Origin of the sequence: Vibrio agarilyticus (assembly GCF_012641465.1) — a bacterium.
Classification (GTDB): domain Bacteria; phylum Pseudomonadota; class Gammaproteobacteria; order Enterobacterales; family Vibrionaceae; genus Vibrio; species Vibrio agarilyticus.
In genome coordinates this window covers 40,118-54,051 of record NZ_JABAIK010000019.1, presented here as the reverse complement: position 1 = coordinate 54,051, position 13,934 = coordinate 40,118, and the positions used below count along the sequence as shown (strand labels likewise).

Here is a 13,934-nt window from a genome sequence, read left to right as displayed (position 1 = left end):
AGCGTATAATTATACGGTTTCACATTCAATTTTAAATAATAATCCCAATGGTCTGATTTGTTTTTAAACAGTCAAGGAAGATGTATTTTATGAAAAAATGGTCTGTAACTATCTCTGCCCTCACCTTATGCCTCGCTTCGGTCACACAGGCTAAGGTCCCAACCGCTTCGGTCTCTCAAGGCCCGACTCAACGCGCAGGTGTGTCTGGCGATATCGCGATTAACGCGTTTGTGTTTGATACCAAAAACAATCTCAGTACCAGCAGTGATTCACGCATCGAATCGTTAGATCAAGCGGCGCCCTCAAAACAGAAAGTGTTTGTCGCACCACTTGGTAACGTGCGTTACACCTTTGGTCGCCAACGACACCAACAGGTCTACCTGGGGACTGCTCGTGAAGACGTTGCGGTCGGTAACCTTGCTTTGCAACTGGGTTATCGCTACACCTTTAGCAATGGCGTTGTCAGTGACATCTCCATCTTACCCACGGTTTTATCCGGAGAAGTATGGCGTGACCCTTATAAAGAGGGGGTTTCGCGCAGTAAAACCGATGAACATGGCATCGCTTACCGATTTCAACTCAACCGCTTATTTGGTTTTTTAGGTCTGGATATGGCCTATGCTCGAAATGATATTGATCATGATGATTTAGCTGGCACCGCGCTGGCACGCGATGCCGATACTTATACGATTAAAGCCTCAACACGATTTCCTGTAAGTCGCGGCCTGTTTATTGCGCCATCATTGCGCTATTTGCGCCACAATGCCGATGGCGATGCGGCCAGCTTTGATGAATATCGATTGTCTGTCAGTGGATTTCAAATGTGGCAACGTCAAAAATTAGGCCTCACACTGGATTACGCTAAGCAAGACTATCGCGCCACCAATCCAATTTTTAGTAAAAAGCGACACAATAACGTGGTCAGCCTTTTTGCGGTCTATGAATACGAACAGCCCTTTGGCTGGCAAAATTGGTCCGCGGTTGGGCTCGCGGGGTATGAGCATAATGACGCCAATATTCGATTTTATGATGTTCGCCAAGGCATGATTTCTGCGGGTCTAAATTATAAGTTCTAAGCACTCTATACCCAAACTACTTGGCGATGCAGGTAGGCGGCAAACGAACAAAGCCTCTGAGCACTTCGTGAACATAGATAAACTATGCGATGAGGTTTGTGAGAGCCAGCCAACACTGCTGCAACTTCAAGTAGGACGGGTATACACCGCCTGTTGCGATAACTGACGCAGCAGCCGATCCATCGCGCGATATCCCAAGGCTTCCGCTAAATGCGCCCGTTCAATCCGTGGCGCATCTTGCAAATCTGCTAGAGTCCGAGCCACTTTAATAATGCGGTGGTAAGCGCGAATAGACAGCCCTAATTGGTGCAGTGCGGCCTCTAAAAACTGGGCGTCACGTGCGTGAAGCGGGCAAAAGCGCTCAATATCACGACTGCCAAGCCAAGCGTTGATTTTGCCACTGCGTGCCAACATGCGTTCTCGCGCAGCTAACACACGAGCCTTAACATCCACGGTTGACTCTCCACGCTCTCCGCCTTGGGCTAGCGTTCCTGGCGGTAGCGCTGGGATCTCAAGTGACATATCAAAGCGATCGAGTAATGGGCCCGATAATCGACTCAGATAACGTAACGTCGTCTGCGGCGAAGCACGTTGCGCGCTTTCCCGTTCATAATATCCGGTCGGGCTTGGATTTAATGCTCCGACCAACTGAAATCGCGCTGGAAATCGCACCTTACCTTGAGCGCGAGAAATGATAATTTCTCCCGATTCTAGAGGCTCGCGTAGAGAATCGAGCACCTTACGATCAAATTCGGGCATTTCATCTAAAAATAACAACCCATTGTGCGCTAAAGAGATCTCACCAGGTCGAGGGACAGACCCACCACCGACCAATGCCGCCATTGAACTTGAATGGTGTGGCGCGCGAAAAGGCCGCAGACGCCAATTGTCACGATGAATATCATTTTGAGTCAATGAAGCCACTGATGCCGTTTGCAATGCCTCTTCATCACTCATAGGGGGCAATAAGTCACGTAGCCGCGACGCCAACATGGTTTTTCCTGTTCCGGGAGGGCCGAGAAAAAGTAAGTTATGCGATCCTGCCGCCGCAATTTCTAGCGCACGCTTACCTTGCTGCTGACCAATGATATCTTGCAGATCTCGTTCGTTTTCATCTTGTGTGGCTTGTGGCGCTCGATCAAATAATCCAAGTCGCTTCTGCCCTGCGAGATCGGCGCAAACGTCTAATAAATTTGCGGCAGAACTGTGATTTTCTTTACCCACAAGCGCCGCTTGTGCGCCGTTAGCGTGGGGTAATATCAATCGGCGCTGAGCACGATTGGCGGCAATGGCGGCAGGTAGCGCACCTTTGACATAACGCAACGCACCAGAAAGCGCCAACTCACCAATAAACTCACACGAACTCAACGCCGCTAAAGGTATTTGCTCTGAAGCCGCCAAGATCCCTAAGGCAATTGGTAAATCAAACCGCCCCCCTTCTTTGGGCAAGTCGGCAGGCGCTAAATTGACTGTGATCCTTTTCGCTGGAAACTCAAAGCGGCTGTTGATCAGCGCGCTACGCACGCGATCTTTGGCTTCTTTTACTGTTGTTTCTGGCAGGCCAACCAAAGAAAATCCGGGCAGGCCATTACTGATGTGTACTTCAACACTCACCAACGGCGCTTCTACACCAACGCAGGCTCGGCTGCGAACTATCGCAAGAGACATGATACTCCTCGGTTATCGCTCGCAATCCAGTGAACACCAGGCTAAAGCGCGAGAACAAGACAAAGCATTAACGATATACCGCAGAACATGAAGGACACCCAGCCAAGACGATAACTATGATCTAGGCATCATGGAATCACGCTATTCACACTCACTTTGCAGCGCGCTTTGTTACCCCAAAATGACTGAGTGAAAAAGGTCAATATGTGTGTGGTTTTTTGCTTATCATAAACTGGCAAATTCGACACATACTCAAACAACTTGAAAGTGCAGGCAGGCGGAAAACGAGAAAAACCTCGCCTGCGAGCCATCGGGTTCGATTATTTGAACAAAAAGCGATCCGCTAACAATACGCAAAACCATCGCCAATGGCTCGGTAGAATAAAAATCTAACAAAATTTAATACTGATAACGTTATCTTTGATAACAGATAATGTGATTAACACCCCCTTAAATTACCAAGTTTGTGATATTTTTTGCTTGTCAGGCAGTCAATATGTATGTTACCACTAACGACGCAAACGATTTTGTCCAACAACTAAAACGATATTTTAACGACAGAACTTATGAACGTATTTACTCCTGCAGCTCAGCTCGTCGCTCTGATTCTCGTGGTCATTATTGGCACCGAGCGGGGGGCTGTGGGTAACGTTTAACCACAACATCAAAAAAACCCCCGCACTGAAAAGTCCGGGGGTTTTTTTACACTTGTGGATTTTTCCATCACATTAACGTGATGTGAATTGACACAACCAAGTCACCCAATCACCACAAAGGGGCGGTGATAGGACTCACACGGAATAGATGGAGCACATGATGTGCATTGAAACTCAAATTAGTACGCTGACAACGCGCCAGCAAGGAGAGGGATAATGACAGGAGCGGAACTGGTTGTTGCTGCGCTTCGCCAGCAAGGAATTGCCACCGTATTTGGGTATCCCGGCGGGGCGATTATGCCGATTTATGACGCCTTGTACGACGGTGGCGTCGAACACATTTTATGTCGTCATGAACAAGGTGCCGCCATGGCTGCCATCGGTATGGCTCGAGCAACACAACGTGTTGCTGTTTGCATGGCGACATCAGGCCCAGGCGCAACCAATTTAGTCACTGGACTGGCAGACGCAATGCTCGACTCTGTTCCGCTTGTCGCCATCACCGGCCAAGTCGCCAGCAGCCATATCGGTACCGATGCTTTTCAAGAGATGGACGTGATTGGCATGTCACTCGCGTGCACTAAACACAGCTATTTGGTCACCGACATTGATGACTTGGCGCCAACGCTGGCGGAAGCATTTGAAGTGGCTCAAACAGGCCGTCCTGGCCCTGTGATTGTTGATATCGCAAAAGACGTTCAGCTTGCGCAAGCCCCGACTGAGTTATTGCCCCCCTTTTGTGCGCCCCAATTGCCCAATATTTCATCAGATGCTATCGAACACGCTCAGAGTTTATTAAGCGCCGCTACGCGTCCCGTTCTGTATGTGGGAGGTGGCGTACAAATCGCCAATGCCACCGAAACTGTGCGCGAATTTTTACGCTTAAATCCCATGCCTGCGGTCAGCACACTGAAAGGCTTGGGCACCATTGAACGCCATCACCCCTACTACTTGGGCATGCTTGGAATGCATGGCACAAAAGCGGCCAACCTAGTGGTACAAGAGTGCGATCTGCTGTTGGTGGTCGGCGCACGATTTGATGACCGCGTGACCGGAAAGCTCGACACCTTTGCCCCTAACGCGAAAGTCATTCATCTGGATATAGATGCAGCCGAGATTGATAAACTGCGCCACGCCAACGCACCACTGCGCGCAAAAATTTGCGATGCGCTTCCACAATTGGAATTGAGTCAAGAGATCACGCCATGGCTACAACATTGCGAGGCACTGCGCAGTGGGTTTAAGTGGCGTTACGATCACCCTGGTGAGCCGATTTATGCACCGCTGCTGCTCAAGCAGCTCTCCGACAGCATGCCAGACTCAAGTATGGTTTCCACCGATGTCGGACAACATCAAATGTGGGCGGCGCAGCACATACAGCCACGTGAGCCGCAAAACTTCATCACCTCAGCGGGTCTTGGCACCATGGGTTTTGGCCTTCCTGCCGCGATGGGCGCAGCCGTAGCCAGACCAAACGATCAATCGATTTTGATCACGGGTGACGGTTCCATCATGATGAATATTCAAGAGCTTGGTACGTTAAAACGACGCCAAATTCCAGTGAAGATCGTACTGCTGAATAATCAACGTCTAGGCATGGTACGCCAATGGCAATCACTGTTTTTTGATGGCCGCCACAGCGAAACCATTTTGGACGACAACCCAGACTTTGTCATGCTGGCGCGCGCCTTTGATATTCCTGGTCGCACCATCACTAAAAAATCAGAAGTGCAACCGGCAATAGATGAAATGCTAGCAAGCAAAACCGCTTACCTGCTTCATGTCCTTATCGATGAAGAAGAGAATGTCTGGCCACTCGTACCACCCGGCGCATCAAATAGTGATATGCTGGAAAACACTTAAGGAGAAGGACATGGAACGTTATTTACTGGACATAAAAGCCGACGATAAGCCGGTGTTATTAGAGCGTGTACTGCGTGTGGTGCGTCACCGTGGCTTTACCATAAAACAAGTTGCGGCAACACAAAACCACGAAAGCAAAATCGCCAGCGTCGAAATTATTGTCGATAGTGACCGCCCCATCTCTTTTATTACCAATCAAATTGAAAAGCTGTGGGATATACGCAGTGTCGATGTGATAAAAATTCGCAACGATGAACTGCCTAATCACAACCTTCAACAACATGTCAGCGCATAAGGATGGCACTATGACAGCAAAAACAGCAGACGTAATTTGGTTTAACGGTGAAATGGTGCCGTGGGCCAATGCTAATGTGCACGTATTAAGCCATGCCATGCACTATGGCACCTCGGTTTTTGAAGGTGTGCGATGCTACAACACGCCAAAAGGCCCCATTGTTTTTCGTCACCGTGAGCATGCGCAACGTCTTAAAGACTCAGCCAAAATCTATCGCTTTCCAATTCCTTACACGATTGAAGAGATCATGGAAGCCACACGCGAAACCTTGCGCGTCAATCAACTAGATAACGCCTACATTCGCCCATTGGCGTTTGTTGGTAACGTTGGCCTTGGCGTCTGCCCACCCGCTGACACTCAAATGGATCTGATCATCGCCGCGTTCCCTTGGGGCTCTTATTTAGGTGAAGAAGCCTTAGATAATGGGGTTGATGCCATGATTTCCAGCTGGCATCGCGCTGCGCCAAACACCATCCCAACAGCAGCCAAAGCGGGAGGCAATTATTTGTCGTCTCTCTTGGTGGGCGGTGAAGCGCGTCGTCACGGTTACGCGGAAGGCATTGCATTGAGTGTTGATGGTTATCTTTCAGAAGGTGCCGGCGAGAACATTTTTGTAATTAAAAATGGCGTGATTACCACACCACCAGCCACCAGCGCAATTTTACCCGGGATCACTCGTGACTCTATCATGACGCTGGCACGCGAGCTGGGCTATGAGGTTCGTGAAGCCAATATTGCTCGCGAAGCTCTCTATCTTGCCGATGAAGTGTTTATGACGGGCACCGCTGCCGAAGTGGTTCCTGTGCGCTCAATCGATCAAATCGACATTGGCGCTGGCAGATGCGGCCCTATCACCAAAGCTCTGCAAACGGCTTATTTTGGCCTATTTAACGGCACCACTGAAGATAAGTGGGGCTGGCTTGATTATATCTATCCAGAAAAGAATTAAGAGGATAAGGAAATGCCTAACTACCGTTCTGCCACTACCACACACGGTCGCAATATGGCGGGCGCACGCGCGCTTTGGCGTGCTACTGGAGTCAAAGATGAAGATTTTGGCAAGCCAATCATTGCCGTCGTCAACTCATTCACGCAATTTGTTCCCGGTCATGTTCACCTGAAAGACTTAGGCCAGTTAGTGGCGCAAGAAATCGAAGCCGCTGGTGGCATCGCCAAAGAATTTAATACCATTGCGGTCGATGACGGTATCGCAATGGGCCATGGTGGTATGCTCTATTCTCTGCCTTCGCGTGAGCTGATTGCCGATTCAGTCGAATACATGGTTAATGCGCATTGCGCAGATGCAATGGTGTGTATTTCCAATTGCGATAAGATCACACCGGGAATGCTAATGGCCTCAATGCGCCTTAATATTCCGGTCATTTTTGTTTCTGGTGGCCCAATGGAAGCGGGCAAAACCAAATTGTCTGATCAGATCATCAAGCTGGATCTGGTTGACGCCATGATCCAAGGGGCGGATCCTAAGGTGTCTGACGCGCAAAGCGAACAAATTGAACGTTCAGCGTGCCCAACCTGTGGCTCATGCTCAGGCATGTTTACGGCCAATTCAATGAACTGCTTAACGGAAGCTCTGGGGCTGTCTCAACCCGGCAACGGTTCTATGCTCGCCACTCACGCCGATCGTAAACAGCTGTTTATCAGCGCAGGTCAACGCATTGTTGAGTTAACCAAACGCTATTATGAGCAGAATGATGAATCGGCACTGCCACGCAATATTGCGACTAAAGATGCGTTTGAAAATGCCATGGCACTCGACATCGCTATGGGCGGCTCAACCAACACGGTATTGCACCTACTCGCGGCAGCGCAAGAAGGTGAGGTCGATTTTGATATGTCTGATATCGATCGAATGTCTCGTCTGGTTCCTCACTTATGTAAGGTTGCGCCCTCAACGCAGCAGTATCATATGGAAGATGTGCATCGTGCTGGTGGCGTAATTGGTATTCTTGGCGAACTTGATCGCGCCGGTCTATTGCACAACCAATCTAAAACGGTTCTGGGATTAACCTGGGAAGAGCAATTAGCGCAATACGACATCACGGTAACCCAAGATGAAGCGGTGAAAACCTTTTATCGCGCAGGCCCTGCGGGCATTCGCACCACACAAGCTTTTTCACAATCGTGTCGCTGGGACACGCTGGATGATGACCGCGTTTCAGGCTGCATTCGAACCAAAGAAAATGCGTTTAGCCAAGACGGTGGCCTTGCTGTACTCAAAGGCAACATCGCGCTCGACGGTTGTATCGTTAAAACGGCAGGGGTTGATGCGAGCATTTTAACCTTTACTGGCCCTGCGGTGGTATTTGAAAGCCAAGAAGATGCCGTTGATGGCATTCTGGGTGGAAAAGTGACGGCAGGTGATGTGGTGGTGATCCGTTATGAAGGGCCAAAAGGCGGCCCGGGCATGCAAGAGATGCTCTACCCGACCACTTATCTTAAATCAATGGGCCTTGGCAAAGCGTGCGCGCTGCTTACCGACGGTCGTTTCTCTGGCGGTACCTCTGGCCTTTCGATTGGCCACGCTTCCCCAGAAGCTGCCAATGGCGGGGCCATTGGTCTGGTCAAACAAGGTGATATCATCGCTATCGACATACCCAACCGTACCATCTCGCTGAATGTTTCTGACCAAGAGCTTGCCGCTCGTCGCGCAGAACAAGACAAGCTGGGTTGGAAGCCGGTTGATCGCGTACGTGAGGTCTCTTTTGCCCTCAAAGCGTACGCCAGTATGGCGACCAGTGCCGACAAAGGTGCGGTACGTGATAAATCCAAATTAGAAGGGTAAATTGATGGCGCAGATCCCATTTGAGCCTTCCGGCGCAGAGTATCTGCGCCACATTCTTCGCGCGCCAGTGTATGAGGTTGCCACCATCACGCCACTGCAAACCATGCCTCGGCTTGCAGAGCGTATTGGCAACCAAGTACAAATTAAACGTGAAGACAGGCAACCGGTGCACTCATTTAAACTGCGCGGTGCATACAACATGGTGTCCAGCTTGTCGCTAACTCAGCAACAAGCTGGAGTGATTGCAGCATCGGCAGGCAATCACGCACAAGGTATGGCGCTCTCTGGTACTAAACTGGGTATCAAAACCACGATTGTGATGCCCAAGACCACACCAGACATCAAGGTGGATGCGGTGCGCAGCTTTGGTGGTCAGGTGGTGCTGCACGGCAATAATTTTGATGAAGCCAAAGCCGAGGCAGAGCGCTTAGCTGATGTGCATGGTTATACCTTTGTTCCGCCGTTTGACCACCCATTGGTGATTGCTGGACAAGGGACCATCGGCATGGAAATGCTGCAGCAAAATGGTCATCTCGATGCGATTTTTGTTCCTGTCGGTGGCGGTGGGTTGGCCGCAGGTGTCGCTGTGTTGGTGAAACAATTGATGCCCGAAGTCAAAGTGATTGCGGTTGAACCGGAAGATTCCGCCTGCTTAAAAGCGGCACTGGACGCGGGAGAGCCCGTGGTACTTGACCGAGTCAGCATGTTTGCCGATGGTGTTGCCGTTAAACGCATAGGGGACGAAACGTTCCGCTTATGTCAGCACTACATCGATGATCATATTTGTGTTTCGAGCGACGAAATTTGCGCCGCGGTCAAAGATATTTTTGAAGACACGCGTGCCATTGCTGAACCCTCAGGTGCGTTAGCGTTGGCAGGGCTGAAAAAATACAGTGAACAACATCAATGGCAAAACAAGCAATTAGCAACCATTCTCTCTGGTGCGAATACCAATTTCCACGGACTGCGGTATGTCTCTGAACGTTGCGAATTAGGTGAAAAACGCGAAGGTCTGCTTGCGGTCACCATACCGGAAAGGCAAGGCGCGTTTTTTGAGTTTTGCCAGTTGATTGGTAATCGCGCTGTCACCGAATTTAACTATCGTTACAGCGATGACGATCAGGCGAATATTTTTGTTGGGGTTCGGCTACAAGGTGGCCAAGAAGAGCTTGAACAGATTATCGCTGAACTGCGCAGCGCGCACTACCCTGTTGCGGATCTTTCCGATGATGAAATGGCTAAAGTCCATGTTCGTTATATGGTCGGAGGTAAACCGTCCAAGCCACTTAAAGAACGTCTTTACAGCTTTGAATTCCCAGAATACCCAGGCGCATTAATTAAGTTTTTAAGCACCCTTGGCAATCATTGGAATATCAGCCTGTTCAATTATCGGAATCACGGCGCGGATTACGGCCGCGTCTTGTGTGGCTTTGAACTTGAATCTCATGATTTAGCCCGTTTTTCAGCGCATCTATGTGAGCTTGGGTATCAATACAAGGACGAAACCAATAATCCTGCCTATCAATTTTTCTTGGCAAAATAGGGATATCCTTTTGAAACACCGCGCTATACCCAAATAACTTGACGATGCAGGTAGGCAGCAAACGAACAAAGCCTCTGAGCACTTCGTGAACATAGTCAGACTATGTGATGAGGTTTGTGAGAGCCTGCCCTTGTCTCGTGAACAAAAAGGCAGCATCAAGTGAAACGGGTATATTTAGCGCGGGGTTCATGCTAGCCAATCTCGATGCAACTGAGCACTATCACCTAAATAATCAACCATCCACTCCACCAGCCGATGTTTACTGTCATTACGCCACACCATACAGCATTGACTTAACGGCTTTGCCTCATCCAAAGCGCGCTCGACCAGTGCACCACGCGCAATTTGTGCCTGAGCAATATGCCTCGGAACATAGCCGACGCCAACACCATTACGCAGGCACTCAATCGCACTGTACCAATTGGGCAACAACAAACGACGCTGCTGTGGGAAAAAACCCGTGTGCCGTTTCGGAAGTTCAATGGAGGTATCATCAAGACAAATCGCGGGATAAGGGCTGACCGAGGCTTCATCTAGCACAGGTAATGCTGCGCACGGATGCCTAGGTGACATCACAAACAACCAATCGAGCGCCCCCATTTCGCGTAATTCAAAATCACCATGCACGGGAACGGCGGTCGTCGCACCAAGCACGATATCCGCTCGCCGCTGCGCAATGGCCTCCCATGACCCATTAAATACCTCCATATTGATTTGCAGCTCCGCAAAATCAAAAGTGGCATAAAAGGTTTCAATTAATGGCTTGAGCTGGTCAAGTTTCACCACGTTATCCAGTGTTAATCGCAATGTGGATTGCCAACCAAAACCAGCTCGACGAGTTTGCGCTTTGGTGGTTTCCATCTGCTGCAATAACAGGCGTGCTTGAGCGATAAAAATCTCACCCGCCGCAGTCAACACCACTTTGCGCGCCTGACGTTGGAATAAGACCACCCCAAGCTCTTGTTCTACCTGACGAACGCCATAACTGATCGCCGAGGGAACTTTATGCAGCGCCACCGCCGCGGCAGAAAAACTGCCAAGTCGTGCCACCGTCTCTAGCATTTCTAACGACGATTGTGAAAACACAGAGATCCTTCCTCTTAATATCAAATCAACCGCATAGTGAGCTGAAAAACTATCTTTCAATTTTTTTGATGAATAACCGCTAATTTTAACGTTTAAAATTAAAAATATCGAAAGATAAACTATCACCCTGTTTTATTATTGCTTAACCACCATGAATTTATCTCTATTTCAATTGGCGTACCTTGCTACACTCTCAATGCTGGGATTTATCGCCACCGATATGTACTTACCCGCGTTTAAAGCGATGGAAATGGATTTTGCGACAGGACCTGAGCCGATCGCCCTTTCTCTCACGCTGTTCTTAGTTGGGATGGCATTTGGCCAATTGCTTTGGGGATTGGCGTGCGATAAATATGGTCACCGCAATACTCTGATGGTCGGTTTGGCGGTGTTTACCCTCGCCTCTTTTGGATTAATCTTTAGTAACGAAATTTGGCAACTGTTAGCGCTGCGCTTTGTTCAAGCGATTGGCGTGTGTGCTCCTGCCGTGATCTGGCAAGCGATGGTGATCAAGCGTTATTCTGAGCGCAGTGGTCAAATATTTGCCACCATAATGCCGCTTGTGGCTCTTTCGCCGGCGTTAGCGCCTCAACTTGGTGTTGTCCTTGAATCCCAATGGGGTTGGCCTTCGATTTTCGTCGCACTGACGCTACTTGGCCTAGCACTCATGGCCGCCACTCTGCGCCAGCCACATGACACGATTGAAACCAATACTCGTCGCGTCTCAAATGACATCAAAACACTGCTCAGCTCCCGAGTCTACTTGGGTAATGTGTTGATGTTTGCCTCGGCATCGGCCGCCTTTTTTGCCTACCTTACGGGTATGCCCGAGATCATGGCTCAATTGGGTTACGATGCCAAACAGATCGGCCTCAGCTTTGTGCCTCAAACCATTGCGTTTATGGTAGGTGGGTATTTGGGCAAACGCTTGGTCGAGCGCTTGGGCGATGGTCGTGTGTTAAAACAAATTTTGGCTCTATTTAGCGTCGCAGCGGTGACAATTTTTATCATGTCACAAACGCAATTAAGTTCTATTTGGCCCATTTTAGCGCCGTTTTGCTTAATTGCCGTTGCCAATGGCGCGCTTTATCCCATCGTTGTGAATCGAGCATTGGCCAGTGCCAAAGAGAGCCCTGCCACGGCGGCTGGATTACAAAATAGTCTGCAAATAACCGTAAGCAGCGCCGCAAGTGCATTAGTCGCGTTAATGGCCAGTCAGGCGCAGTGGGTCACTGGGGTGGCTATCATTCTTTGTACCTTAACGCTTTGGCTTGGTTATGTGACTGCGAACCGAAAAAGCCGCAAGCTAATCAACCCAGCGAATCAACAAGCATAATCGTCCGTGACGAATAGCTTTCAAAAACACAAAGGCCTGCAAACAATGCAGGCCTTTTAACTCATTTCAACTCGAACAGGGGGAACGATATCAGTTCGACTTTTTCTTAGGTCGTTGCCACTGTGAAATTCGACGCTCTTTCGCGCGAGTGATCACAAGCTCTCCTTGGGCCACGTTTTTAGTCAACGTGGTTCCTGCGCCAATCGTTGCACCATCTTCAATGGTTACAGGCGCAACTAACTGACTATCTGAGCCAACAAAGACATCGTTGCCAATGATCGTTTGAAACTTATTTGCACCGTCATAATTGCAGGTGATCACGCCAGCGCCAATATTGGTTCGCTCTCCGACAACAGCGTCTCCCAAATAGGTCAGATGGTTTGCTTTCGCGCCTTGCGCCAAAGAGGCATTTTTCATTTCGACAAAGTTACCAACGTGAGCGTCGTTATGCAGCTCTGCGCCTGGTCGTAAACGTGAGAAAGGCCCAACAGTACAAGATTCACCAATGGTCGCCCCTTCAATCACGCTATAAGGGCGTAATACGGTGTTATCGTCAATTTCACAATCTTTAAGGATACAACCTGCCCCAATTAACACGTTGTCGCCAATAGAGACCGAGCCTTCAATAATCACATTAACATCAATTTCAACGTCTTTACCGCATTGCAACTCACCGCGCAAATCAAAACGACTCGGATCACGCAGCATAACACCTTGCTCAAGCAACTTATTTGCTTGCGCGGTTTGATAGGCTCGCTCTAAACGTGCTAATTGAATTCGGTCATTGACCCCTTCCACTTCAATCGGGGTCACCGGGTGTACCGCTTCTACAGCGCGGCCTTCATCGTGTGCAGCCGCAATCACGTCGGTAAGGTAATATTCGCCTTGCGCGTTATTGTTGGTTAAACCAGACAGCCAACGCTTAAGATCGCTCCCCGTTGCCACTAGCACGCCCGTGTTGACTTCTTTGATGAGCTTTTGCTCTTCCGATGCGTCTTTTTGCTCGACAATGGCGACCACAGGGCCATTTTTACGCACAATACGTCCGTAGCCCGTAGGGTTGTCCATCACATTCGTTAACAGGGCAATACCGCCTGTTGGTTGTGCTTCCAATAAATTTTCGATGGTCTGCTCTGAGATCAGCGGCACGTCGCCATAAAGCACCAAAATTTTCTCATCTGGCTCAAAGAAAGGCGCAGCTTGATCGACCGCATGTCCTGTCCCTTTTTGCTCCGATTGCAATACCCAATTGACCGCTTGACCTGCCAATGCCGATTGCATTTGCTCGCCACCATGGCCATAAACTAAGTGAATATTTTGCGCTCCAAGCCCTTCACAAGTATCAATAACGTGCTGAACCATTGGCTTTCCTGCCAAGGTATGAAGCACTTTGGGTTTTTCGGAGTGCATGCGGGTGCCTTTGCCGGCCGCGAGGATCACTGCGCTAAACTTCATTACGTAAAACCTACTGACTGTCATAAATATAAGTCTTTAGTTTAGCGGTATAAGTGAGACAAATTAACTAAAAAAAGGAATATAGATGAATTTAATGGCCCAAAACCAAGGATCGTGAAATTAACTATTCAATTGAATGGGAAGGATTAAATA

The 13,934-nt window shown here is 49.2% G+C and carries 10 protein-coding genes; 7 read left to right on the top strand and 3 right to left on the bottom strand.

Annotated elements, in window-relative coordinates:
• Nucleotides 1–89 precede the first annotated feature (89 nt).
• Nucleotides 90–1,076: a DUF2860 domain-containing protein gene (locus HGP28_RS15825; RefSeq protein ID WP_168837446.1), complete on the top strand. Its 987-nt coding sequence runs from the start codon at nucleotides 90–92 to the stop codon at nucleotides 1,074–1,076.
• Nucleotides 1,077–1,202: 126 nt separating this feature from the next.
• Here HGP28_RS15825 and HGP28_RS15820 read toward each other — a convergent pair whose 3' ends face one another.
• Nucleotides 1,203–2,744 (bottom strand): YifB family Mg chelatase-like AAA ATPase, encoded by a 1,542-nt coding sequence (locus HGP28_RS15820; protein WP_168837445.1) that lies wholly within the window; start codon nucleotides 2,742–2,744, stop codon nucleotides 1,203–1,205.
• Nucleotides 2,745–3,616: 872 nt separating this feature from the next.
• On the opposite strand from HGP28_RS15820, the gene ilvG reads away from it, so the two are divergent.
• The 5 genes from ilvG to ilvA are packed head-to-tail and all read left to right on the top strand — an operon-like array spanning nucleotide 3,617 to nucleotide 9,904.
• Nucleotides 3,617–5,263: an acetolactate synthase 2 catalytic subunit gene (gene ilvG / locus HGP28_RS15815; RefSeq protein ID WP_168837444.1), complete on the top strand. Its 1,647-nt coding sequence runs from the start codon at nucleotides 3,617–3,619 to the stop codon at nucleotides 5,261–5,263.
• A 10-nt stretch (nucleotides 5,264–5,273) separates the two neighbouring features.
• Nucleotides 5,274–5,558, top strand: a complete 285-nt coding sequence (ilvM, locus tag HGP28_RS15810; RefSeq protein WP_168837443.1) for an acetolactate synthase 2 small subunit — start codon at nucleotides 5,274–5,276, stop codon at nucleotides 5,556–5,558.
• 10 nt (nucleotides 5,559–5,568) lie between these two features.
• Entirely contained in the window at nucleotides 5,569–6,507 is a 939-nt protein-coding gene (ilvE, locus tag HGP28_RS15805) for a branched-chain-amino-acid transaminase (protein ID WP_168837442.1), read from the top strand.
• A 12-nt stretch (nucleotides 6,508–6,519) separates the two neighbouring features.
• Nucleotides 6,520–8,361 (top strand): dihydroxy-acid dehydratase, encoded by a 1,842-nt coding sequence (gene ilvD, locus HGP28_RS15800; RefSeq protein WP_168837441.1) that lies wholly within the window; start codon nucleotides 6,520–6,522, stop codon nucleotides 8,359–8,361.
• 4 nt (nucleotides 8,362–8,365) lie between these two features.
• A complete protein-coding gene (gene ilvA, locus HGP28_RS15795) occupies nucleotides 8,366–9,904 on the top strand; it encodes a threonine ammonia-lyase, biosynthetic (RefSeq protein ID WP_168837440.1) in 1,539 nt (512 codons plus the stop codon).
• A 186-nt stretch (nucleotides 9,905–10,090) separates the two neighbouring features.
• Here ilvA and punR read toward each other — a convergent pair whose 3' ends face one another.
• Complete coding sequence (punR, locus tag HGP28_RS15790; protein WP_168837439.1) at nucleotides 10,091–10,990, bottom strand: DNA-binding transcriptional activator PunR; 900 nt, start codon at nucleotides 10,988–10,990, stop codon at nucleotides 10,091–10,093.
• 151 nt (nucleotides 10,991–11,141) lie between these two features.
• On the opposite strand from punR, the gene punC reads away from it, so the two are divergent.
• A complete protein-coding gene (gene punC / locus HGP28_RS15785; protein WP_168837438.1) occupies nucleotides 11,142–12,326 on the top strand; it encodes a purine nucleoside transporter PunC in 1,185 nt (394 codons plus the stop codon).
• Nucleotides 12,327–12,416: 90 nt separating this feature from the next.
• On the opposite strand, the gene glmU is transcribed toward punC, so the two are convergent.
• Nucleotides 12,417–13,781 carry a bifunctional UDP-N-acetylglucosamine diphosphorylase/glucosamine-1-phosphate N-acetyltransferase GlmU gene (gene glmU / locus HGP28_RS15780; protein ID WP_168837437.1) on the bottom strand — a complete coding sequence of 455 codons (1,365 nt, stop codon included), beginning with the start codon at nucleotides 13,779–13,781 and terminating at the stop codon, nucleotides 12,417–12,419.
• Nucleotides 13,782–13,934 lie beyond the last annotated feature (153 nt).